Here is a 23,489-nt window from a genome sequence, read left to right on the forward strand (position 1 = left end):
GCTTAAAAAACATTTTTAAAAAAAGTCTCGATTACAATCCCGATAGAAACTCCATTCTGGCAGTTATTCGACAAGCCAATAATCGATTATCCATGTTACTTACTTCCTACATTCAAAAACACACCAACCTCCCCGAAAAAGGTATTCAAAACACGGTCAACCTTTTAAACCAAGAATGCACGGTGCCCTTTATTTCCCGATATCGAAAAGAAGCCACGGGTGGTTTGGACGAGGTTCAAATTGGCAGTATTGTACAGTACAAGGAACAGTTTAAGGCTCTTGAAAAACGGAAAAGCTCCATTATTAAAACAGTTGATGAACAAGATCTTTTAACACCGGAACTCAAGGCCAAATTTGAATCCGCAGAAGATTTGACCCAACTGGAAGATCTCTACCTCCCCTTCAAAAAAAGCAAAAAAACGAAAGCTGAAGTAGCCCGTAAACAAGGCCTGGAACCCTTGGCCAAAATTATCATGGCCCAACGTTCGGACGATATAAAGTTTATAGCTTCCAAATACCTGGGTCCCGAAATCCAAAACGAGGACGAAGCCTTGGAAGGTGCCCGGCACATCATTGCAGAATGGATCAATGAACGTACGGACATTAGAAACATGATTCGAAACCAACTGGAACGTTTTGCCTTGATCACCACAAAAGTGGTGACTGCGATGAAGGAAGATGCTTCGACTGCGCTCAGCACAAGTGAAAAAGCGCAGAAATTCCGGGATTATTTTGACTGGAGCGAACCATTGAACCGTTGTCCCTCGCACCGATTATTGGCCATTTTACGTGCGGAATCCGAAAAAATTATTCGAGTAAAAATAGAATTGGACGATGAGCGTGTCTTGGATCGTATTCATAGCAGGATCATAAAATCCAAAAACGCATGTGCCGACCAGATTGAATTGGCCATTGCCGATGGCTATAAAAGATTACTGTTCCCTTCCCTTTCCAATGAACTGCTCAAAAACGCAAAGGAAAAGGCAGATGATGAGGCTATTACCGTTTTCTCCAAAAACCTGCGTCAGTTATTATTGGGGGCTCCTTTGGGCGAAAAACGAATTTTAGCGATTGATCCAGGATTTAGAACAGGCTGTAAAGTGGTCTGTCTGGACGCACAGGGCAATCTTTTGCATAACGAAACCATATATCCACATGCTCCCCAAAATGATACCACAGGAGCCATAAAAAAGTTGAGCTCCTTGGCCGATGCCTATAAAATTGAGGCCATTGCTATTGGCAACGGAACGGCATCCAGAGAAACGGAGCGATTGGTAAAGAGAGTTACGTTTAAAAATCCCATCGAGGTTTTTGTAGTCAGTGAAGCCGGGGCTTCCATTTATTCGGCTTCGAAAATTGCCAGGGATGAGTTTCCAAACTACGATGTTACCGTCAGGGGAGCCGTTTCCATTGGAAGGCGCTTGGCGGATCCTTTGGCCGAATTGGTAAAAATAGACCCCAAGTCCATCGGTGTAGGGCAATATCAGCATGATGTAGATCAGACAAAACTTAAAAAATCCTTGGATACAGTCGTGGAAAGCTGTGTGAACTCCGTTGGGGTCAATATCAACACGGCAAGTGTTCCCTTGTTGAGTTATGTATCCGGAATTGGGCCCAAATTGGCCGAAAACATCGTTGCCCACAGAAAAAAGCATGGCTCCTTTAATAGCCGAAAAGAAATAATGGAAGTGCCCAGACTGGGAGGAAAGGCCTTTGAACAAGGAGCTGGGTTTCTTCGGATAAAGGATGCCAAAAATCCCTTGGACGATTCCGCCGTACATCCAGAAAGTTATCCCATTATAAAACAAATGGCATCGGACAAAAAGAAAGGACTATCCGAACTTATTGGAAACAAGGCACTGCTACGTGAAATCGATCTCAAAAAATACTGCACGGAAACCATCGGCCTACCCACTTTAGAAGACATTATTTCCGAATTGGAAAAACCGGGTTTGGACCGTAGGGAAAAGGCCAAGGTATTTACCTTTGATCAAAATATTAAGTCCTTAACAGATTTAAGGGAAGGGCAATTGCTGCCCGGTATCGTAAACAACATTACCAATTTTGGTTGTTTTGTGGACATCGGCATCAAGGAAAGCGGCCTAATCCATGTGTCCAACTTGGCCGATACTTTTGTAAAGGACGTTAGCGCCCATGTAAGCCTGCATCAACAGATTATCGTAAAGGTGTTATCCATAGATATTCAAAGAAAACGAATCCAGTTAAAGCTTCACAAAGGCTAGGATTTAAAAAGTGTTTTAGTTCTCGGCCCGGAACAGGCGGTCGTTGATGCTACTGCCCAAGCCCTTTTCCGGAAATCTTTCGGCAAGGATCAAATCCAGTCCGCTCGCATCCAAGGTATGTAAGGCTTCAAAGAGGGACATGGCCGCTTCCTCCAACATTTTGTTTTTGGATAGGGCAATCACTTTTGTAGCCAAAGGAAAATCTTCCTCGTAGAATGATAGAACACCTACTTTCTTCAAAGAATTCTCCTTTAGTTTTTCTTTAAGATTATCACAGACCACCAATGGGGTTCTGGGCGAGTAATGTTTGAGCAACATCCCCGGGGCTTCGGGGGCCGTTTCATTTTCCGTGGATATCCTGAGTTTACCTACCACGGCCTCAATGGCTTCCTTGGGAATACCTCCTTTTCGGTACAATATGGGAATCTCCCCATCAAAACCGATAATCGTAGATTCCAAACCCACCTGACAGGGCCCTCCATCCAAAATAGCGGGTATTTGGTCGCCAAAATAATCCAGAACATGTTTGGCAGAGGTTGGACTGACCCTTGTAAAGGGATTGGCACTGGGAGCGGCCAAAGGGAAAGGCAGTCCTTTTAACAGGTCCAGGGTTGTTTTATGATTGGGCATTCGCACACCCACGGTAGGCTTTCCTCCCGTAATGATGTCCGGAACTATGTCCTGCTTGGGCAATATCAAGGTTAGAGAACCTGGCCAAAAAGCCTCTGCTAAGTCATAGGCCTTTTGGGGAATATCCTTCGCCAAAATGGGCAGTTGCTCCATTTGGTGGATATGAACGATCAACGGATTAAACGCTGGCCTACCCTTCATTTCAAAAATACGTTTCACCGCATTGCTATCCAGCGCATTGGCGGCCAAGCCGTATACGGTTTCCGTAGGTATGGCAACCAGTTGTCCTTCTTTCAGAAGTTTTTGGCTTTTTTCAATATCCGTTGTAATTGTAGTTTCCATTGGGGCCAAAGGTAGTTAAGGTTTGGATATTTTTGTACTTTGAAACCCGTCTATGCTAAAAATCGCTTATCACCCCATCTACAAACATCCATTGCCGGAAGGGCATCGGTTCCCAATGATCAAGTATGAACTCCTGCCCAAGCAGCTGCTGCACGAAGGAACCTGTACCGATGAAAATTTCTTTGAACCCAAAATCCCCAATGACAAGTACATTTTGGCCGCACATGACCCCGAATATTTTTATGACCTTTTGAATTTAAAAATCCCACACAAGGAAGCTAGAAAAATTGGATTTCCACTGAGCGGAAATCTTGTACAACGGGAGCGGATCATTGCCGATGGCACTATGAAAGCCTGTGAGTATGCCCTAAAATATGGTGTTGCTATGAACATTGCAGGAGGTACCCATCATGCCTATAGCAATCGCGGAGAGGCCTTTTGTATGCTGAACGACCAAGCAATAGGTGCCCGATATTTACAGTCCAAAAACTTGGCAAACCGCATACTGATCGTGGATTTGGACGTACATCAAGGAAACGGTACGGCGGAAATTTTTAAAAGCGATGCTTCCGTGTTTACCTTTTCGATGCATGGCTCGGGCAATTATCCTTTTAAAAAGGAGGTATCGGATTTAGATATTCCTTTGGAAAAAGGAACTGGCGATGAAGCATATCTTTCCATTCTAAGGAATACCCTGCCCGGGCTGATAGAAAAACATCGGCCTGATTTTATATTCTACTTATGCGGTGTTGATGTTCTGGCAACGGACAAACTCGGTACCTTGGGACTATCTATTGATGGTTGCAAGCAACGTGATGAATTTGTCCTAAAGACCTGCAGAGAACATGAAATTCCGGTACAATGTAGTATGGGAGGTGGATATTCCAAGGAAATCAAAACCATTGTAGAGGCCCATGCCAATACGTTTAGATTGGCAGCGGATTTTTTTTGCTGAATTCCCTAATATTATAAAATTTTAGTTCAAGATTTTCCAAATGATATGGGTATGCGTTAAGGTTTTTACTTTTACGACCTTTTAGGGTAATAATTTTTTAATACTTTTCAAACCTTAAATTAACATTGTGAAATACCTTTCCGTATTGCTTCTGGCCATCCCTATATACGCCACCGCCCAGACCAAGGATTTGGACACCGTAAACAGCCGATGGCACATGTTGACCTACGATATGGGCAACATATTCAAGGGGGTTGGTCACTCCTATTCCAGACCATTTCATTGGAAAGGGGAGCAATGGGCCGATTTTGGAATGGTCGTGGGTGGAACAGGGCTTGTATATCTTTTTGATGACAACACGTCTCGCCTTATAAGAAACAATCGAGAAGGCGTTCCAAGGTGGATACGTGATTATGGAGAGCTTTACGGAAGCCCTGAAAATAATTATATCGCTACCACCGGTGTATATTTAACCGGTCTATTTCTAAAGAATGAAAAGCTAAGAAGAACTGGGGTTTTGTTGATAGCATCTGCGACCTCAGCAGGACTTTTACAGCAAGTCCTAAAGTCAGCTGTAGGTAGGGCCAGGCCCTTGGCAGAACTGGGTAAAGATACTTTTGACCCTTTCAATTCCAGTAGAAACTTTCACTCCTTTCCTTCAGGCCATGCTATATTAGCCTTTACAAATGCTTATGCCATTGCGAAACAGTTTAAAAATCCGTGGCTTAAGGCCGGTATCTATACGGTGGGCGCCATTCCTGGAATTTCTAGGGTTTGGGACGGCCAACACTGGTTAAGCGACATGGTCTTTGCTTTTGCCATCAGTATTGCCACCGTTGAATCTATTGATCGCTATCTAGATTCCAAATATGACCAGAAATATAATGACCAAAGTAAAAAGCTAAGTTGGAATCTTACTTTCGGCCCTGGACAAGTGGGCCTTAACATTGAATTTTAGCGGTTATTTGGCGAAGTATACATAAATAGCTACAACAATGGCCACAATCACCAAGCCAACGTGCTTTACATACTTATAGGGCGATATATCAACCTGTTGGGTATACTTTAGTTCGTAATTCTCCTTTCTTGGATAAATTTTACCTATAATTAACATAATAACGCAATTCATCACAAAAAGGATGGCCATGACATGCAAATAATGTGGGTACGCCTCCGCCTCAACCAGCGTTAATTCGCTGGGATCTGTAATACCCGATGCTTTCGCCACCTGCAAAGCTTGCTCCCTTAAGTTGGGCCCTATCATAAACTCACTGATGATATAAAGTACAGAACCTGAAATAATACCAATTTTTGCGGCGATTGCCGGTACCCTTTTAGTCAAATATCCAATTACAATGATTGTGAAAATAGGTATACTATAGATTCCGTTGATTTTCTGCAAATAATTGAAAAGACTCCCGGCATCGGCCACTAAGGGGGCAATGAACATGGCCGCTAAGGCCAAACATATACCAAAAATCTTTCCGTACTTTACAATAGTAGCTTCGGATGCATCCTTATTGATGTGCTGTTTGTATATATCGATACCGAACAGGGTTACCGAACTATTTAGTACACTATTGAAGGAACTCAAAATGGCCCCGAACAACACCGCGGCAAAGAAACCGACCAATGCCTTTGGGAGAACTGCACGTACCAATTCTGGATAGGCAAGGTCACTCGATGCCAATCCTCCTTCGAAATAATAATAGGCAATCATTCCCGGTAACACCAGTATAATAGGACCTAAAATCTTTAGGAAAGCGGCCAAAAGCAATCCTTTTTGACCCTCGGCCAAATTTTTAGCACCCAAGGCCCTTTGAATAATCTGTTGGTTGGTACCCCAATAAAACAACTGGACCAACATCATCCCTGTAAAAATGGTAGCAAAAGGCACTTCCTGTCCCTTATCCCCGGTAGAGTCGAACCTTTCTGGATTGGAGCTGATCAAAACATCCATACCTTGGGTGACACTTCCATCGCCAATGGCCATTAAACCAAAAACAGGTATCATAATACCTCCGATGATAAGTCCAATGGCATTGATACTATCGGATACCGCAACCGCCTTTAATCCACCAAAAACGGCATAAATAGATCCGATGATTCCTATGCCCCAAATACAATAGACCAAAGCGGCCGATTCTGAAATATTGAACATTCCCGGAACATCGAACATACCGCTAATGGCCACCGATCCAGAGTATAAAATAACCGGTAATAACACGATTACATAGCCGGTTAAGAACAGGGCAGATGTGATAGTCTTGGTGGCTACATCAAACCGTTCCGCCAAAAATTGGGGAACAGTGGTCAGTCCGCCTTTCAAATACCTGGGCAATAAAAACACTGCCGTTACCACCATCGCCATTGCGGCAAGGGTTTCCCAAGCCATAACCGATAACCCATCCTTATAGGCACTACCGTTAAGGCCAACAATCTGTTCAGTGGATAGATTGGTGAGTAAGAGGGATCCTGCAATAACACCAGCTGTTAAGCTCCTACCCCCTAAAAAATAACCATCAGACGATTTTTCATTAGTGCTTCGCGTAGCGTACCAGGCTATAATCGCCACAAGTAATGTAAAGCCGAGAAAGGAAAATACTGCAAGAAAATCCATAAAGAGGGAATTAGTTGGTTATTATAGTTTGATTCTTTTTTGCGCCCTGCTTTTCAAATATTTAGAATCCCTTCTAAATACGAAGAAGCTCATAAATTATGAAATTTGCATAAAAGGACGGCAACTAATATAATACATACAATATTAGCCTACACATTTTACCGATTAAATAAGAAAAACTTTTGCTACATTTAAAAAATAACAACCAAATGTCATTCTATATGAAACGTCTTTTCCAATTGTTCCTTGTGCTTTTTTCTCTATGCCTAACAGCACAAACAAATTCAATAAAAAACAGTCCAGCCCTTATAACCGCTAATCCATCCTCACAGGGAATGTCCCCGGAAAGATTGGGTAGAATTGACCTGATGTTGAAAAACGAAATCTCAAAAGGCAATTTGCCCGGGGCAGTGGCACTCATAGCCCGTAACGGTAAAATAGTATTTCATGAAGCGTATGGGATGGCCAAAGCAGAAAAAGGAAAGGAAATGGAAAAGGATGCCATTTTTAGAATCGCTTCACAAACAAAGGCCATTACCGCTACGGCCGTAATGATGCTTTGGGAGGAGGGCAAGTTCAAATTGGACGACCTTATTTCAAAGTATATACCCCAATTTGAAGCGGCACAAATATTGGACACGTTTAACGAAGCCGACTCTACCTACACAACCAAACCCGCAAAAAATCAAATTACCATTCGTGATCTTCTTACCCACACCTCCGGTATAGGATATGGGGTCATTGATGGTGACGAACGTTTTATAAAAATCTACTCAAAGGCCGGAATTACCGATTTGTTCACTACAGAGAACATTACTATTGAAGAAAGCGTTAAAAAGTTGGCAAAATTACCACTACACCACGAGCCGGGCGAGCAATGGACCTATAGTGAAGGACTTGACGTATTGGGATATTTTATTGAAATAATTTCGGGAAAGCCTTTCGATGAATTTTTAGAAAAACACATTTTTGAGCCCCTGGGTATGGAAGATACTGGGTTTTATCAACCTAATGCAAAGGCAGGCAGACTTGTGGAAGTTCAAGCCAAAAAAGATGGTAAATGGTTAAAATACCCCGTTACGTTTTATGATACGGATTATCCAATTAAAGGTGCTAAAACCTTTTTTTCGGGTGGTGCTGGTTTATCCAGTACCGCTAAGGATTACGCCACTTTTCTTCAAATGTATTTAAATGGGGGAGAGTTAAATGGGAAACGACTTTTGAGTAGAACTACCGTTTATAGCATTTTAAGCAATCAAATTGGCACTATTTGGGATGGAGGAAAGGATTACGGCCTTGCTTTTGAAATTGTAAATGAAAAAGGCGCCATGTCCGGTGCTGAAGGTAGCGAAGGTACATTTAGCTGGGGAGGCTATTTTAATACCCAATATTTCGCGGATCCCCAAGAAAATATAATAGGAATCATCATGAAACAGACCCAGGGCCCTGTAAATGATGATACGGGTTGGAAATTTAGACAAATGGTTTTTGCTGCCCTTGACGATTAACTAACCCTCAAGAAAAATATTGCATTTATCCTTTTCGGAAACAAAAATACATGGAAGTGGTAAAAAAATAAGCGGTTCAATGACCGGCTTTTTCTTTTTCCATATCGGTAATGTGGGCCACCGTTCTAACCAACCGATGGTGATTTTTTACAAATGGGTTGGTCTTGTCCCAGACATAGCCAGCCAAAACGGAACATATTTGTTCCTTGATCACTGGGTTTTCAGAATCGGTAAAAAATATTTTCTGAAGATTCCCCGTATACCACTCCTTTACATAGGTAGAAAATACATGGACGCCTTCCAGCATGTATTGGGAATATTCATTTTCCCAATCTACTGCATCCCCTCTAAGTTCCTTGGCGATAAGCTTTGCCGATAAGTGTGCCGACTCAGTTGCAAATGTAACTCCCGAGGAAAAAACAGGATCTAAGAATTCTGCACTATTACCCGTAAGCACGTAACCCTTTCCGTAGAGCTGTTTTACGGATTTGGCGAAATTTTTGATCATTTTAGGTTCAAACTCATAGGGCAGGTCCTTAAACCTATCCTGATAATGCGAACTTAATTTCACCATTTGCCGAAGTCTCTCTTCAGTAGTCCCCTTAAAGGACTCCAAATACTCCGTAGGTCCTACATACCCTATACTGGTATACCCATTGGAAAATGGAATTACCCATAGCCAAGTTTCTCGGCTTACAATATCAAAAGTAATTCGATGTCCTTCCCATCCTTCCGGCCTTCTAACATCCTTTACATGGGTAAAAATGGAGGAATGTTTGGGTATTTCAGATGGTTTTTCCAAATCTAGCAGTCGGGGCAGAACTCTTCCAAAACCACTAGAATCAATAATGAATTTAGCCTCGATTGTGGAAGTATTGCCCTCTTTATCCAAAACCGTTGTAATCGATACATTCCCCTTGAACTCAACGGCAGTGACCTCTCTTTCAAATTCAATATCTACGCCACGTTTCAATAGTTCATCCGTTAAGGTCTTATCGAATTCCGCTCTGGGAACCTGCCATGTCCAGTCCCATCCCTTGGTATGTTTTTTACTAAAATCAAACTCACAGACTTTGAGCCCCTGTAAAAATCGGGCACCGGTCTTTACTTCAAAACCCTTTTGCTTAAGGCAATCCAAAAGGCCAACGGCCTCAAAGTGATCCATACATCTAGGAATCAGGCTCTCCCCGATAACAAACCTTGGGAATTTGTTTTTCTCGACTACCTTCACTGAAAAGCCTTCGTTAAAAAGGTAGGAAGCAGCCACGGATCCGGAAGGTCCGGCACCTATAACCAATACATCTATCTTTTCATTTTCCATTGTAAGATGATTTCCTGAACAATCATGAACCTAATTCACTAATTATTTTAAATTTGCCACTTAGGAAGGATGCTCATTTATAAAGACTAAGGTATTATTTAAACCTTATAGAATCAACCATACATGCCAGAAATTAAAGGAAGTCTAGGAATAACAGATTTTTACGATGTAATTTTTGATCAAAAGTCGATCACACTTTCCAAAGAATTATTGGATACCGTGGAGAAAAGCCATAATTTCTTAAAGGAATTCTCTAAAAACAAGGTTATCTACGGTGTAAATACAGGTTTTGGCCCTATGGCCCAATATAAGATCAAGGATTCAGAAACCTTGGATTTGCAATATAACCTTATTCGAAGTCACGCTTCGGGTACGGCAAACCCCATTGAACCCAAATATGTCAAAGCGGCTATGCTGGCCCGTTTAAATACTTTGAGTTTAGGGAATTCCGGAGTTCATGTTTCCGTAATTACCGTTATGGCAGAACTACTAAATAAGGATATAATTCCCTTAATTTATGAACACGGAGGCGTAGGAGCCAGTGGCGATTTGGTTCAATTGGCGCATTTGGCTTTGGTACTGATAGGTGAAGGTGAGGTGTTTTATAAAGGAGTAAGAAGACCCACTGAAGAAGTTTTTAAACAAGAAGGAATTGAGCCTATAAAGGTTGAGTTAAGGGAAGGTTTGGGCCTAATGAACGGAACTTCGGTAATGACCGGAATCGGAATAGTCAATACCATTTATACCCGAAGATTGCTGGAATGGGCCATTTCATGCTCCTCGGCCATTAATGAAATTATGCAAGCCTATGATGACCATCTTTCCAGCGAGCTCAACGACACCAAGAGGCATAGGGGGCAAAAGGAAATAGCCAGGGCCATGCGAAGCCATTTAAAGGATAGTACCTTGACCCGTAAGCGGGAGCACCATTTGTATAGCGATAATAATGAAGTATCGGTTTTTGAGGAAAAGGTACAGGAGTACTACTCTATCCGTTGTGTTCCCCAAATTCTTGGACCAGTTTTGGACACCTTGAACGAAGTAGAAAGAATCCTAATAGAAGAGGTGAATTCCGCAAATGATAATCCTATCGTAAATGTGGAGAAAAAGCACGTATATCATGGTGGGAATTTTCATGGCGACTATGTTTCCCTGGAAATGGATAAATTGAAAATCGTGGTCACTAAAATGAGTATGTTGGCGGAGCGACAATTAAACTATTTATTGAACTCCAAATTGAACAATATCTTGCCTCCTTTTGTTAATTTAGGTACATTAGGATTAAATTTTGGAATGCAGGGAGTTCAATTTACTGCAACTTCGACCACAGCGGAAAATCAAATGTTGTCCAATCCCATGTATGTCCACAGTATCCCGAACAACAACGATAATCAGGATATTGTAAGTATGGGCACCAATGCGGCCCTCATTACTAAAAAAGTGATCGAGAACGCTTTTGAGGTAGTTGCCATTGAAATGATAACGGTTGTCCAAGCCATCGAATACTTAGGAATGGCCGATAAAGTTTCCTCCAAAACCAAGACAATGTACGATGCTATTCGTAAAATAGTTCCCCCATTCAAGGAGGATATTGTAATGTATCCCTTTGTAAATCAAGTTAAGAACTATATTATTAACCATCAAAACAAAAAATCATGAAACGAATTTTAACACTATTATCATTATTTTTCTTTGTTCTTTCTTTTGGACAAGAGTTGGCCTTGGTTCGTGAGAACGACCTTTTTGGCTACATCAACACATCTGGCGAATATGCGATTCAACCACAATTCGAAGGCGCAAAAAACTTCTCAGAGGGGTATGCAGCCGTTGAAAAGGATAAAATGTGGGGATATATCGACACCAAAGGGAATTGGGCCATTGAACCCACCTATGACAAGGTAAAATACTTCAATTCTGGTTATGCCCTGGTTTTAAAAGATGATAGATGGAGGTATATAGACCCTACCGGAAAAGAACTGGAGGTGCCGTCAACGGAGAAGTTTTTCGATTTTGAGGAAGGTGTCGCCTTAATACGACAAGGCGATAAAATAGGACTGATTGGAACGGATGGCAAAATAGTTATGGAACCAACTTATGACGAGATAAAATCCTTTAGGGAGGGATATGCCAAAGTACGAAAAGGAGAATTATGGGGTATGGTCAACGACAAGGGCAAGGTCGTAATTCCAGTTGAATATGAGGAAATTGGAAATACTTGGAACGAATCTGGGGTTTATGGTAAAAAAGGTGACAGTTTTGGTATAATACATAACGGTTCCTTCAACGTTATCGATGGAGCCGATAAGGTCTGGAACTTTCATGGAAACTCTGGTCTAACCTATGCCAGAAAGGATAAAATGACAGGTTTTGTAAATTCCAAAGGGGAATGGGTTATTCAACCTATCTATAAAAAAGCAAGGGCATTTTCCAATGGACTGGCACCTGTAGCAGAAAACAAGGAGTGGGGTTTCATAAACAAGGAAGGAAAAATAGTTATCGATTTTCAATACAGGGACGCAGAAGTGTTCTCCGAAAATGGTCTGGCGCCTGTAAAAGATAAAGATTGGGGTTTTATTGACACCAGCGGAAACCTTATTATTCCCATGGAATACGATATTACCGCGGGGCTGGCTTTTTTAGCTGGAAATAATGACAAAGGTTTTATAGGGGATTATGCCCGCTTAAAATCAAAGGAAGGCTGGGGCTTCTTTAATGCCAAAGGCGAGCTTTTAGGGAACAAATGGTATCAAAACGCAGAGCCTTTTGTAAAAAACTAACATAATTTCTTTAATGGGAAAAGAAAAAATAAAATACGCATTGGTCACTGGCGGATCTAGAGGTATTGGTAGGGCAGTTTGTGTGCAGCTTGCCAAAGATTTGGATTATAAGCTTTTGATAAATTATAACAGCAATAAAGAAGCTGCAGAGGAAACCCTATCAATGGTAAAGGAAGTGGGTGGTTCCGGAGAAATACTACAGTTCAATGTTACGGATTTTGATGTAGTACAGGAGACCTTGGATAATTGGCATACAAAAAATAAGAATGCAGTGATTGAAGTATTGGTCAACAATGCCGGAATAAAAAAAGATGGCCTTTTTATGTGGATGCCAAAGGAAGATTGGTCCTCCGTTATCAATACCAGTTTAAATGGTTTTTTTAACGTTACCAATGCTCTCATTCAAAAATTACTCACAAATAGGTACGGCAGGATCATAAATATTGTATCTGTATCTGGACTCAAAGGAACTCCGGGTCAAACCAATTACTCCGCCGCCAAAAGTGCGGTAATCGGTGCCACAAAAGCCTTAGCGCAAGAAGTCGCTAAAAGAAAAGTCACTGTAAATGCGGTAGCTCCCGGATTTATTGAGACCGATATGACCGAAGAATTGGATGAAACGGAACTTAAAAAAATGATTCCCGTCAATAGATTCGGCAAACCTGAAGAAGTAGCCCACGTAGTTTCATTTTTGGCTTCGGACAAAACATCTTATATTACCGGCGAAGTAATAAATATTAACGGAGGTATTTATTCTTGAGCAAAAGAAGAGGTTGATGAAGCGAGTCGTAATTACGGGTATGGGCATTTATTCTTGTATAGGCAAGAATCTAGAAGAAGTTAAAAACTCACTGTATTTAGGCAAATCGGGTATTGGCATAGACCCAGTTAGGACCGAATTTGGATTTAGGTCCCCATTAACGGGTATTGTTGAGGACCCCGACTTAAAAAAAATGCTTTCCCGAAGGCAAAGGATAAGTATGGGCGAGGAGAGCAGGTATGCCTTTATGGCTACTATGGAAGCCATGCAAAACGCCAGGATATCCGAGGATTTTTTTGAAAGTAATGAGGTAGGTATCATATACGGCAACGATAGCACCGCATTGTCCGTGGTTGAATCCATAGATGTCATCAAGGAAAAAAAGGATACAACCCTGGTAGGATCGGGAGCTATTTTTAAGGCGATGAACTCAACGGTGACCATGAACCTTTCCACCATTTTCAAACTTAGAGGCATCAATCTAACCTTAAGTGCCGCCTGTGCCAGTGGATCGCACTCGATTGGATTGGCCTACCATTTAATAAAAAGTGGATTACAGGACTGCATAATTGCCGGGGGTGCACAGGAGACGAATCACATTTCCATGGCAAGTTTTGATGGTTTGGGCGTATTTGGAATGCGTCCCGAAGAACCTACCCTAGCCTCTAGACCTTTTGATAAAGACCGAAACGGTCTCATTCCCAGTGGAGGCGGTGCCACTGTTATATTAGAAAGTTATGACAACGCCGTTAAAAGAGGTGCTCATATTCTAGGTGAGGTCATTGGTTATGGTTTTTCCTCTAATGGGGATCACATTTCCACTCCCAATGTCGATGGACCCGCAAGGGCCATGAAAAAAGCATTAGTTGACGCGAACATGGATGCAAAGTCCATTGATTATATAAATGCCCATGCAACTTCAACTCCCGTTGGGGATGCAAATGAGGCCAAGGCACTTTTTGAAGTATTCGGAAAAAGTTCACCTGTTATCAGTTCTACCAAATCCATGACCGGACATGAATGTTGGATGGCCGGTGCAAGTGAAGTTATCTATTCCATGCTCATGATGCAACATGGCTTTATTGCACCAAACATTAATCTGGAAAACCCCGACGAAGACTCTGCTAAACTAAACCTTACGAACAAAACGTTAGATAAAAAAATTGATGTATTTTTGTCCAATTCATTTGGGTTTGGCGGGACCAACTCCGCTCTTATTGTAAAAAATCTTGACCAAAAATGATGACCAAACAAACCATAATCGAGAAGATCAACGATTTCTTGATCGAAGACTTTGAAGTAGAGGAGGAAGAATTGGAACCCAGTGCAAATCTAAAGGACACCATAGGTTTGGACAGTTTGGATTTTGTAGATTTAGTGGTTGCCGTAGAGAGCAATTTTGGAGTTAAATTGGTAGGTGAGGACTTCGTTGGTGTTACTACATTACAGGACTTCTATAATCTTATTGACAGAAAACTGGGTTAAAAACAATCCTTAGAATTTAGATGAATGGCGACTGAGTGGGAAGGAAAATCTAAAGGCACCGTCCTAGGCTATAAGCTATACATTTTTTTCCTCAACACTTTTGGATTGGGAACTGCATATTTTATACTGCGGTTCGTGGTGTTTTATTACTTTTTGTTTTCTTTTAAGAGTTCAAGGGGCATTTACTATTATTTCAAAAGAAGACTTAAGTACTCAACTTCAAAAAGTATTGCCTCTATATATAAGAGTTACTATATGTTGGGAAGGGTACTAACGGATAGGGTAGCAATTTCTACCAGTTTCAGGGACAAGTACAACTATACCCATGATGGTATTGAACATATAGACCATCTGTTACAACAAAATAAAGGAGGAATTCTTATAAGTGGCCATATTGGAAATTTTGAGGTTTCCCATTATTTTTTGGAAAATAGATATTCGATATCAAAAATTTTTATGGTTACTACACATGCGGAACATGAGAACATAAAAGAATACATGGATGGGATAGTAGCAAAGTCATCTATGGAGTTTATAGTCGTACAGGAAGATATGTCGCATATTTTTGAAATTCACGCTGCGTTAGACCAAGGAGGGTTGGTGGTCTTTACGGGGGACCGTTACCTGCCAGGGTCCAAAACCCTAAAACAGGATTTTTTGGGGGCCGAGGCCGATTTTCCACTAGGACCATATCTTTTGGCCACGAGGTTAAAGGTTCCTGTACTCTTTGTCTATGTGATGAAAGGCCCTAAAAAAGAATACCACCTCTATGCTAAAAAGGCCATAGCCAAAGCTAGGGACCCGCAGGCTCTGCTGAAGGAATTCACACAAAGTATGGAATGGATATTAAAAAAATACCCGCTTCAATGGTTTAATTATTTCGATTTTTGGAAAGACGGTCTTAAGAAATGAAAGAAGTTTTAATTATATACTATTCGCAGACCGGTCAATTATTATCCATATTGGAAAATATGGCAACGAAAATTGAGGGAAATGATGTGAATATCACCTATTTTGAAATTATTCCCAAACCAAAATATGAGTTTCCTTGGGAAAAAGAAAAATTTTATGACTCCTTTCCAGAGTCCTTCCTTCAGATACCAAGTGATTACGAACTGCCCGCCAAGCATATTTTAGACAAAAAATATGATTTGGTAATATTAGGGTATCAGGTTTGGTTCTTAACTCCATCCATACCTATTAACACCTTTCTTAAGTCAGAAACTTCGAAAGCCCTTTTGAAAGAGACACCTGTTGTCACCGTGGTCGCTTGTAGAAATATGTGGATCATGGCGCAAGAGAAAATGAAAAAGCTGTTAAAAGATGTTGAGGCAAATTTGGTAGGTCACATAGCCTTGGTCGATAGAAACATAAATCATATCAGTGTAATCACCATTTCACATTGGATGTTCTCCGGGAGAAAGGACCGTTATCTCGGTATTTTCCCTAAACCAGGTGTTTCAGAAAAGGATATACAAAATGCGGAAAGGTTTGGGACTCCTATAAAAAAGGCTCTTATGGACAATGAATTTGGGACACTTCAGAACCAAATTCTAGCTTTGGGCGGAGTTAAGGTTAATCCGTTTTTAATTATGACGGATAAGCGGGGAAACGTACTTTTCTCCAAATGGGCAAACCATATTATTAAGAAAGGAGCACCCGGAAATCCTAAACGCTTAAAATGGATTGGTTTCTTCAAGATTTATTTGTTATTTGCCATTTGGGTCATAGCTCCTATAGTTTTTATCGTATTTTTGCTGACTTATTTGCCTAGCTACAACCGAAGAAGAAAAGATAAAATCTATTATTCTTCGGTTGCGTTAAAAGAGAATGAATGAAGGACGTATTTATAACTAAAATCGCCAAATTTTTACCTAACAAACCAATTTCCAATGAGGAAATGGAGGAAAAACTGGGAGTTATTAATGGGAAAGCTTCCAAGGCTAGGCGTGTAGTTTTAAGAAACAATCAGATAAAACAAAGATACTATGCCATTGATGAGCATGGCAATACCACACATAATAATGCGCAATTAACGAAGGAAGTTGTAGAAAAACTCTGCGATGAAAACTTTAAGACCAAGGATATTCAACTTTTATCTTGTGGCACTTCCAGTCCTGACCAAATTCTACCCTCCCATGCCGCCATGGTACATGGATACTTGAAAAACGGAAACATGGAAATCAACTCCCCTTCCGGGGCGTGTTGTTCGGGAATGAACGCACTGAAATATGGTTTTCTTTCGGTGATGACAGAGCAGGTACAGAATGCCGTTTGCGCAGGCTCGGAGCGTACTTCTTCATGGATGAAAAGTGATGTGTTCGAAAATGAGGTAGAACACTTGAAAGACTTGGAAGACAATCCAATATTGGCTTTTAATAAAGAATTTTTGCGATGGATGCTTTCCGATGGTGCAGGAGCCGTTCTTTTGGAAGGCGAACCAAACGGTCCAAACCCATTAAAGATAGAGTGGATGGATGGTTATTCCTATGCCTTTGAAATGGACGCCTGTATGTATGCCGGGGCGGAAAAAAAAGAGGATGGTAACTTAAAACCTTGGAGCGAGTTCCCTGCGGATGAATGGGGAAAAAAGGCCTTGTTCGCCATGAAACAGGATACCAGATTATTAGGTGCCAACATTTTGGTAAAAGGGGTGGACAGCCTTAAGCAGGCCTACGCAAAGCATGGAATTGGCCCGGAAGATGTGGACTATTACCTACCACATATTTCTTCCTACTATTTTAAGGAAGGTCTCTATAACGAAATGGAAAAACAGGGTGTACCCATGCCTTGGGAAAAATGGTTTTTAAACCTTGAACATATCGGTAATATTGGTGCCGCCTCAATATATGTGATGCTAGAAGAATTAGTAGCTTCGGGCAAACTGAAAAAAGGAGATAAGATTCTATTACATGTACCGGAAAGCGCACGTTTTTCATATATGTACGCTTACCTAACCGTTTGTTAAATGAAATTGGTACAGCCACCTATAACCAATTTGGATTTTGTAATCAATCTGATTCCACAGAAAGAACCTTTTGTTATGGTGGACAAGCTATATCAGTTCTCTGAAGATAAAATTGTCTCTGGCCTTACGATACAGGAAAATAACCTTTTTTGTTTTGAAAATATTTTTTTGGAGCCTGGACTTATAGAAAATATGGCCCAAACGGTGGCCATGCACAAGGGCTACACCTATTACTTAAAAAACGAACCTGCTCCAGTTGGTTATATTGGCGCTATAAAAAAAGTAGAAATCTTTGACCTTCCCAAACTGGGCTCGGAGCTGCTTACCACGGTTACTATTTTGCACGACATCATGGGTGTTACCTTGGTAGAGGCTAAAGTAGAATGTGAGGAAAAATTGATTGCAATTAGCGAAATTAAAACGGCCTTAGCCTAAAAAACATGGAAGGAAACGGGCAAAAAATAGATATAAAAAAATTCTTGCCCCACAGACCACCTATGTTATTGGTCAGTAATATGCCCTATATAGATAACACTTCGGTTATTACGGAATTCATTATCACTCCACAGTGCATTTTTCTAGAGAATGATTTTTTTACCGAAGGTGGTCTCATCGAAAACGCAGCCCAAACCTGCTCGGCAATCGTAGGCCAAAGTTTTTACGACGATGAGGATTTAGAAGGGAATAGCAACAATTTAATAGGGTATATAAGTGCGATAAAAAAGGTGGAAATCTTCGCGCTACCAAAAGTTAATGAGACATTGGTCACAAAGGCCAAGCTACTTTCCAGATATGACCTTAATGGTGTTAGCATCTGCACCATGAGTTCCAATACTTTTAGAAATGATGATTTAATCGTAGATTGTACTTTAAACTGCTTGATTCAAGAAGTATAATTATGAAGAAAGAAGAAGTGCCTCAGGACGAGAGTAATCTTGCCTCTGCCAATTTTAGGGAGATGGTATACGCAGTTGATAACGATGGTAAGTATACCACTTCTTTAAGTACAGGCTGGAATCCAAAAAAAATTGCCCTGGATAATGCTATTAAAGAAATAGAAGAGCGCATCGCCAATGCAAAAACCAGGGTATTAAATAATGAAACAAGTCCCATAAAATACTACATGGAAGTACACAAAATGGACCTGCCCGTTTTGGCCAGTTATGTGGGTATGTGGCAATGGCGGGTGAAAAGGAATTTCAAACCTTCCGTTTTTAAAAGACTCAACCAAAAGACCCTAAAAAAATATGCAGATGTTTTTGACATTAGCGTTGAACAATTAAAAAATATTGATGCCGGAGAATCTTAAAATAGACTTTACCCATAATCAGTCTGCGCATTGCGAAAACGGAGTCGTTTCAAACTTAATGAAGCACAACGGCTTTAATATCAGCGAACCCATGGTCTTTGGTATCGGTTCCGGGTTGCTGTTCAGTTATCTCCCCTTCTTAAAGGTAAATTACGCCCCTGTATTCACCTACCGCTCTATGCCGGGATTCATCTTTAATAAATTCGCAAAACGGACCGGTATTAAAATGAAAAGGGAAAAATTTAAAAATCCTCAAAAAGCCAAAGAACGATTAGATCAAAATTTGGCCAATAACAATCCTGTCGGTTTACAGGTAGGTGTTTATAATCTCGTATATTTTCCGGATGAGTACCGTTTCCATTTCAATGCGCACAATATGGTGGTCTATGGCAAACAGGATGACCGGTATCTCATTAGCGATCCGGTCATGGAGGAAGTTACCAGCCTAACTGAGAAGGAATTGGAAAAAGTGCGTTTTGCCAAGGGTGCTTTTGCCCCGAAGGGACACATGTACTACCCTATTTCCTTTCCGGATGAATTGGAGCTCAAATCTGCCATCTTGAAAGGTATTAAGCAAACCGCCCGAGATATGACCGCCCCTGTCCCTATAGTAGGCGTTAAGGCCATGAGATGGGTAGCAAAAAATATTAGGAAATGGCCCAAGAAATTAGGTCCAAAAAAAGCAAACCATTATTTAGGTCAGATTGTTCGTATGCAGGAGGAGATAGGCACCGGTGGCGGTGGTTTCAGATACATTTATGCTGCATTTTTACAAGAGGCCAGTGCAATTTTGGACAATCCTAAATTAATGGAACTTTCAAAGGATATGACCTCTATCGGAGATGCATGGCGCGATTTTGCCGTAGATGCCTCCCGAATCTACAAGAATAGAAATGCAGCGAGTAGTGGTTATGATGAAGTGGCCCTACAGCTAGAAGCATTGGCCAATAGGGAAGAACAGTTTTTTAAATCCCTGAAAAAAGCGGTATAAGAGCACCAATTGTCCTATGATTCAAATCGAACAACTTTCGAAAAAATATAAGGATGCTGAACATTTTTCCTTGTTAGACCTGGATTTAAAGATTAATTCAGGAGAAATATTTGGATTACTGGGGCCAAATGGGGCTGGTAAAACGACACTTATCTCCATACTCTGTGGATTGATAAAGCCTACATCCGGCACTTTTACCATTGACGGATTGGATTTTAAATCCCACAAAAATCAACTTAAACAACTTATTGGAATTGTGCCTCAAGAATATGCGCTGTATCCCAGCCTAACGGCATATGAAAACCTTTATTATTTTGGGAGTATGTTCGGGCTAAAGGGGCCATCCTTTAATGCCTTAATTGAAGAATATCTAGATATTTTAGGGCTTGGACAATTTGCCCATAAAAAGATAAAGGCCTTCTCTGGGGGAATGAAGCGACGGGTAAATCTTATTGCAGGTATGTTACACCGGCCTAAAGTGCTTTTTTTGGATGAACCCACTGTTGGGGTAGACGTGCAATCCAAGACGGTAATCATTGATTTTTTGAAGGAGCTAAATTCTAATGGAACCACAATCATATATACCTCGCACCACCTAAACGAAGCTGAAAATTTTTGTTCTCGCGTGGGAATCATTGATCATGGCAAACTGATATGTTTGGGCACGCCAAAGGAGTTGATCCAAAATGAACAAGGCGCCCAACATTTGGAGGAAGTGTTCCTTGCCCTCACTGGAAAAGCATTACGGGACTATGCATAAACTTTTGGTATCCGCAAAAAAAGAATTTTGGTTGCTAACCAGGGATTTGGGAGGGCTGGCCGTATTATTTCTGATGCCATTGCTGCTGGTCATTACCATAACTCTCATTCAGGATAATACTTTTAAGACGATACAGGAAAACAAAATACCTATTCTTTTGGTTGATTTGGACCAAGGAGCAGTCTCCAACCAAGTTATCATCAACCTAAAGGAATCCAGTTTATTTGATATCGTAAAGGAAGAAAGCGAGGCCAATGCCCAAGATTTAGTACAAAAAGGAGATTTTCAACTGGCCATAATACTACCCAAAGACCTCACAAAGGATTTAAACCTGAAAATCGATCAAAATGTATCCGGCATATTAGCAGAATTTGGTGTGGAATCAGATCATGAAAGCTCTCCCATTATCATAGAAAAAAAAGAAATCAGGCTGTACTTTGATCCCGCCACCCAACAGTCTTTTAAAAGTTCTGTAAGGAACAATATCGACAAGATGATTTCCCAAATTGAGAGTCAATCCATTTACCGGGCGTTTCAAGAGGAATTGGGCGAGGACGAAAACGCATCTATTTTTGATACGGAAAGCTTTATTTCCTTCACGGAAATCGTTCCAAATACGAATAAAAAAGAAGGTATCCCCAACTCCACCCAGCACAATATTCCGGCGTGGACTCTATTCGCTATCTTCTTTATTATTTTACCACTTTCCATAAATATGGTAAACGAAAAAAACCAGGGAACCTTTATTAGATTACGAACACAGCCTATCCCCTATGCGACGGTATTGGGAGGCAAAACCATTATTTTTCTATGGGTATCCCTTATTCAGTTCATCTTAATGTTGTTATTGGGCATTTATATTTTTCCATTGATGGGACTTCCTAAATTGGAGGTAACCGGACGAATTCCATTATTGTTGACCGTAGCCTTTTTTGCGGGTTTGGCGGCCATTGGTCTAGGACTTTTATTGGGAACCATTGCTAAGTCACAGGAGCAATCGGCACCATTTGGAGCCACCTTTGTGGTCATACTTGCGGCTATTGGTGGGGTTTGGGTACCTGTTTTTGCCATGCCCAATTTTATGCAGACCCTTTCCAGGCTCTCTCCAATGAATTGGGGATTAAATGCCTTTTATGACGTATTTTTGAGAAATGTTGGAATTGGGGAAATCATTCCTGAAATTTCGGCTTTATTGTTATTTTTTATAGTCACAACAGCAATTGCAATTATCTACAACGAAAAAAAGAATGCCGTCTAAGAATTCCAAGGAAATCAGTTTCACAAGTAAGGTACGCGTCCGTTTCACGGAAACCGACCCATTGGGTATTGTTTGGCACGGGAACTATATACAATATTTTGAGGATGGCCGGGAGGCCTTTGGTAGACATCATGGTATATCCTATTTAGACCAAAAAAAACATAACTTCTCATCACCTATAGTTAAATCCACCTGTGAACACAAATTACCCTTACGATATGGTGATGTTGCGGAGATTAAGACAACCTATGTGGATTCTGCCGCCGCCAAAATGATTTTCAAATACGAAATATTAAATCCGGAGGGAAAGGTGGTCTGTACTGGGGAAACGGTGCAGGTATTTGTGGAACTCCAGGGAGAGTTATCCTTGGTCATTCCTGATTTTTTTAAGGAGTGGAAGAAAAAAGTAGGGTTATTGGATGGATAATGTTTACTTGTCACATAACAACATTGTTTCTTCACTGGGATTTGATAGTATTTCTGTAATCGATAATATCGAAAACGGAAACTGTGGATTGTCCGTTTATGAGGATAAAAAGGTGCTGCATGTCCCCTTTTGCTCTTCCAGAATTGATCAAAACGAACTTCAAAAAAGATATAAAGACCTCGACCCCAAATCAGAGCATACCCGTTTGGAAAAAATGATGCTTGTTTCCCTATCGGATACCATTTTAAAATCCAATTTACCCTTGGACGATCGTACCGGCCTGATCATTTCCACTACCAAAGGAAACATTGATGTTTTGGAGGATGACAACAATTTTCCCGAATCCCGGGCCTATCTTTCCGAATTGGGTGACCAAATACAGAATTTTTTTGGTTTTAAGGATAAGGCCATTATCGTTTCCAATGCCTGTGTATCCGGAATTTTGGCCGTTGCCGTGGCCAAAAGAATGATACGACAAGGTAAATACGACCGTATATTCATCGTAGCCGGAGATATGGTAACCCAATTCATCCTTTCCGGGTTCAATGCTTTTCAAGCACTAAGTTTGGAGCCTTGTAGGCCCTATTGTAATTCCAGGACCGGAATTAACATCGGCGAAGTGGCTACTAGTGTTTTGGTCACCAAAAACCCCAATGAATTGGCCCAAGAATCGGTTCAAATTATGGGAGAGGCCTCTTGTAATGACGCAAATCATATTTCTGGTCCGTCACGTACAGGGGAAGGACTTTTTAGGTGCATTGAAAATGCTGTACAACAATCGGGTATAGAAAAAAAAGACATAGATTATATTTCAGGTCATGGCACCGCCACGATGTTCAATGACGAAATGGAATCCATAGCCTTCGATAGGGCCGGGCTATCCAAGACACCCCTGAACAGCCTAAAAAGCTATTTTGGCCATACTTTGGGATCCTCAGGCTTATTGGAAAGTATAATCGGCATGCATTCCCTGCATCGAAATACGCTTTTTGCATCCCTAGGGTTTCAAGAATTAGGGGTGTCCAGACCCTTGAACATTATTAAGGAAACTAAGAAAAAGGAAATAGGGACATTCTTGAAAACAGCATCGGGATTTGGAGGTTCCAATACTGCGGTAATCTTTAAAAAGGTCTAA

At 41.0% G+C, this 23,489-nt stretch carries 23 protein-coding genes; 20 read left to right on the forward strand and 3 right to left on the reverse strand.

The genetic code is table 11. From position 1 onward, the window contains the following. The first annotated feature begins 92 nt into the window (after window positions 1-92). On the forward strand, window positions 93-2,243 hold the full coding sequence (locus CJ263_RS05990; RefSeq protein WP_094996428.1) for a Tex family protein: 2,151 nt from the start codon (window positions 93-95) through the stop codon (window positions 2,241-2,243). A 15-nt stretch (window positions 2,244-2,258) separates the two neighbouring features. Here CJ263_RS05990 and CJ263_RS05995 read toward each other — a convergent pair whose 3' ends face one another. Next, window positions 2,259-3,215 carry an L-threonylcarbamoyladenylate synthase gene (locus CJ263_RS05995; protein ID WP_094996429.1) on the reverse strand — a complete coding sequence of 319 codons (957 nt, stop codon included), beginning with the start codon at window positions 3,213-3,215 and terminating at the stop codon, window positions 2,259-2,261. A gap of 52 nt (window positions 3,216-3,267) precedes the next feature. Here CJ263_RS05995 and CJ263_RS06000 point away from each other — a divergent pair, with 52 nt between their 5' ends. Next, complete coding sequence (locus CJ263_RS06000; protein WP_094996430.1) at window positions 3,268-4,170, forward strand: histone deacetylase family protein; 903 nt, start codon at window positions 3,268-3,270, stop codon at window positions 4,168-4,170. A gap of 127 nt (window positions 4,171-4,297) precedes the next feature. Beyond that, entirely contained in the window at window positions 4,298-5,128 is an 831-nt protein-coding gene (locus tag CJ263_RS06005) for a phosphatase PAP2 family protein (RefSeq protein WP_229702457.1), read from the forward strand. 3 nt (window positions 5,129-5,131) lie between these two features. Here CJ263_RS06005 and CJ263_RS06010 read toward each other — a convergent pair whose 3' ends face one another. After that, window positions 5,132-6,790, reverse strand: coding sequence for a solute:sodium symporter family transporter (locus CJ263_RS06010; protein WP_094996431.1), 1,659 nt, complete (start codon window positions 6,788-6,790; stop codon window positions 5,132-5,134). Window positions 6,791-7,011: 221 nt separating this feature from the next. On the opposite strand from CJ263_RS06010, the gene CJ263_RS06015 reads away from it, so the two are divergent. Then, window positions 7,012-8,298 (forward strand): serine hydrolase domain-containing protein, encoded by a 1,287-nt coding sequence (locus CJ263_RS06015; protein WP_094996432.1) that lies wholly within the window; start codon window positions 7,012-7,014, stop codon window positions 8,296-8,298. Window positions 8,299-8,374: 76 nt separating this feature from the next. On the opposite strand, the gene CJ263_RS06020 is transcribed toward CJ263_RS06015, so the two are convergent. Then, a complete protein-coding gene (locus CJ263_RS06020; RefSeq protein WP_094996433.1) occupies window positions 8,375-9,619 on the reverse strand; it encodes an NAD(P)/FAD-dependent oxidoreductase in 1,245 nt (414 codons plus the stop codon). A 123-nt stretch (window positions 9,620-9,742) separates the two neighbouring features. On the opposite strand from CJ263_RS06020, the gene CJ263_RS06025 reads away from it, so the two are divergent. The 16 genes from CJ263_RS06025 to CJ263_RS06100 are packed head-to-tail and all read left to right on the forward strand — an operon-like array spanning window position 9,743 to window position 23,489. Beyond that, the gene (locus CJ263_RS06025) at window positions 9,743-11,278 is read left to right on the forward strand and encodes an HAL/PAL/TAL family ammonia-lyase (protein ID WP_094996434.1); all 1,536 of its coding nucleotides are present in this window, start codon (window positions 9,743-9,745) and stop codon (window positions 11,276-11,278) included. After that, window positions 11,275-12,396, forward strand: a complete 1,122-nt coding sequence (locus tag CJ263_RS06030) for a WG repeat-containing protein (protein ID WP_094996435.1) — start codon at window positions 11,275-11,277, stop codon at window positions 12,394-12,396. Before CJ263_RS06025 ends, CJ263_RS06030 begins: the two co-directional genes overlap by 4 nt. 28 nt (window positions 12,397-12,424) lie before the next feature. Further along, window positions 12,425-13,156 (forward strand): 3-oxoacyl-ACP reductase FabG, encoded by a 732-nt coding sequence (gene fabG / locus CJ263_RS06035; protein ID WP_094999133.1) that lies wholly within the window; start codon window positions 12,425-12,427, stop codon window positions 13,154-13,156. A 13-nt stretch (window positions 13,157-13,169) separates the two neighbouring features. Continuing rightward, entirely contained in the window at window positions 13,170-14,399 is a 1,230-nt protein-coding gene (locus tag CJ263_RS06040; protein WP_094996436.1) for a beta-ketoacyl-[acyl-carrier-protein] synthase family protein, read from the forward strand. After that, the gene (locus CJ263_RS06045) at window positions 14,399-14,641 is read left to right on the forward strand and encodes an acyl carrier protein (protein ID WP_094999134.1); all 243 of its coding nucleotides are present in this window, start codon (window positions 14,399-14,401) and stop codon (window positions 14,639-14,641) included. The genes CJ263_RS06040 and CJ263_RS06045 overlap by 1 nt, the downstream gene beginning before the upstream one ends. 24 nt (window positions 14,642-14,665) lie before the next feature. Then, window positions 14,666-15,553 (forward strand): LpxL/LpxP family acyltransferase, encoded by an 888-nt coding sequence (locus CJ263_RS06050; RefSeq protein ID WP_094996437.1) that lies wholly within the window; start codon window positions 14,666-14,668, stop codon window positions 15,551-15,553. Continuing rightward, window positions 15,550-16,479, forward strand: coding sequence for a flavodoxin family protein (locus CJ263_RS06055; protein WP_094996438.1), 930 nt, complete (start codon window positions 15,550-15,552; stop codon window positions 16,477-16,479). The genes CJ263_RS06050 and CJ263_RS06055 overlap by 4 nt, the downstream gene beginning before the upstream one ends. Continuing rightward, entirely contained in the window at window positions 16,476-17,609 is a 1,134-nt protein-coding gene (locus tag CJ263_RS06060; protein WP_094996439.1) for a beta-ketoacyl-ACP synthase III, read from the forward strand. Before CJ263_RS06055 ends, CJ263_RS06060 begins: the two co-directional genes overlap by 4 nt. Continuing rightward, window positions 17,610-18,044, forward strand: coding sequence for a hypothetical protein (locus CJ263_RS06065; protein WP_094996440.1), 435 nt, complete (start codon window positions 17,610-17,612; stop codon window positions 18,042-18,044). It begins immediately after the preceding gene. A 5-nt stretch (window positions 18,045-18,049) separates the two neighbouring features. Beyond that, on the forward strand, window positions 18,050-18,505 hold the full coding sequence (locus tag CJ263_RS06070) for an ABC transporter permease (RefSeq protein ID WP_094996441.1): 456 nt from the start codon (window positions 18,050-18,052) through the stop codon (window positions 18,503-18,505). A 2-nt stretch (window positions 18,506-18,507) separates the two neighbouring features. Further along, a complete protein-coding gene (locus tag CJ263_RS06075; protein WP_094996442.1) occupies window positions 18,508-18,918 on the forward strand; it encodes a hypothetical protein in 411 nt (136 codons plus the stop codon). Further along, window positions 18,902-19,909, forward strand: a complete 1,008-nt coding sequence (locus tag CJ263_RS06080) for a BtrH N-terminal domain-containing protein (RefSeq protein ID WP_094996443.1) — start codon at window positions 18,902-18,904, stop codon at window positions 19,907-19,909. The genes CJ263_RS06075 and CJ263_RS06080 overlap by 17 nt, the downstream gene beginning before the upstream one ends. A gap of 16 nt (window positions 19,910-19,925) precedes the next feature. Next, on the forward strand, window positions 19,926-20,669 hold the full coding sequence (locus CJ263_RS06085; protein WP_094996444.1) for an ABC transporter ATP-binding protein: 744 nt from the start codon (window positions 19,926-19,928) through the stop codon (window positions 20,667-20,669). Continuing rightward, window positions 20,662-21,927: an ABC transporter permease gene (locus CJ263_RS06090; protein WP_094996445.1), complete on the forward strand. Its 1,266-nt coding sequence runs from the start codon at window positions 20,662-20,664 to the stop codon at window positions 21,925-21,927. The genes CJ263_RS06085 and CJ263_RS06090 overlap by 8 nt, the downstream gene beginning before the upstream one ends. Then, window positions 21,917-22,354, forward strand: a complete 438-nt coding sequence (locus CJ263_RS06095; RefSeq protein WP_094996446.1) for an acyl-CoA thioesterase — start codon at window positions 21,917-21,919, stop codon at window positions 22,352-22,354. The genes CJ263_RS06090 and CJ263_RS06095 overlap by 11 nt, the downstream gene beginning before the upstream one ends. After that, window positions 22,347-23,489 (forward strand): beta-ketoacyl-[acyl-carrier-protein] synthase family protein, encoded by a 1,143-nt coding sequence (locus tag CJ263_RS06100; protein WP_094996447.1) that lies wholly within the window; start codon window positions 22,347-22,349, stop codon window positions 23,487-23,489. The genes CJ263_RS06095 and CJ263_RS06100 overlap by 8 nt, the downstream gene beginning before the upstream one ends.

The sequence above is a fragment of the Maribacter cobaltidurans genome (assembly GCF_002269385.1).
Classification (GTDB): Bacteria; Bacteroidota; Bacteroidia; order Flavobacteriales; family Flavobacteriaceae; genus Maribacter; species Maribacter cobaltidurans.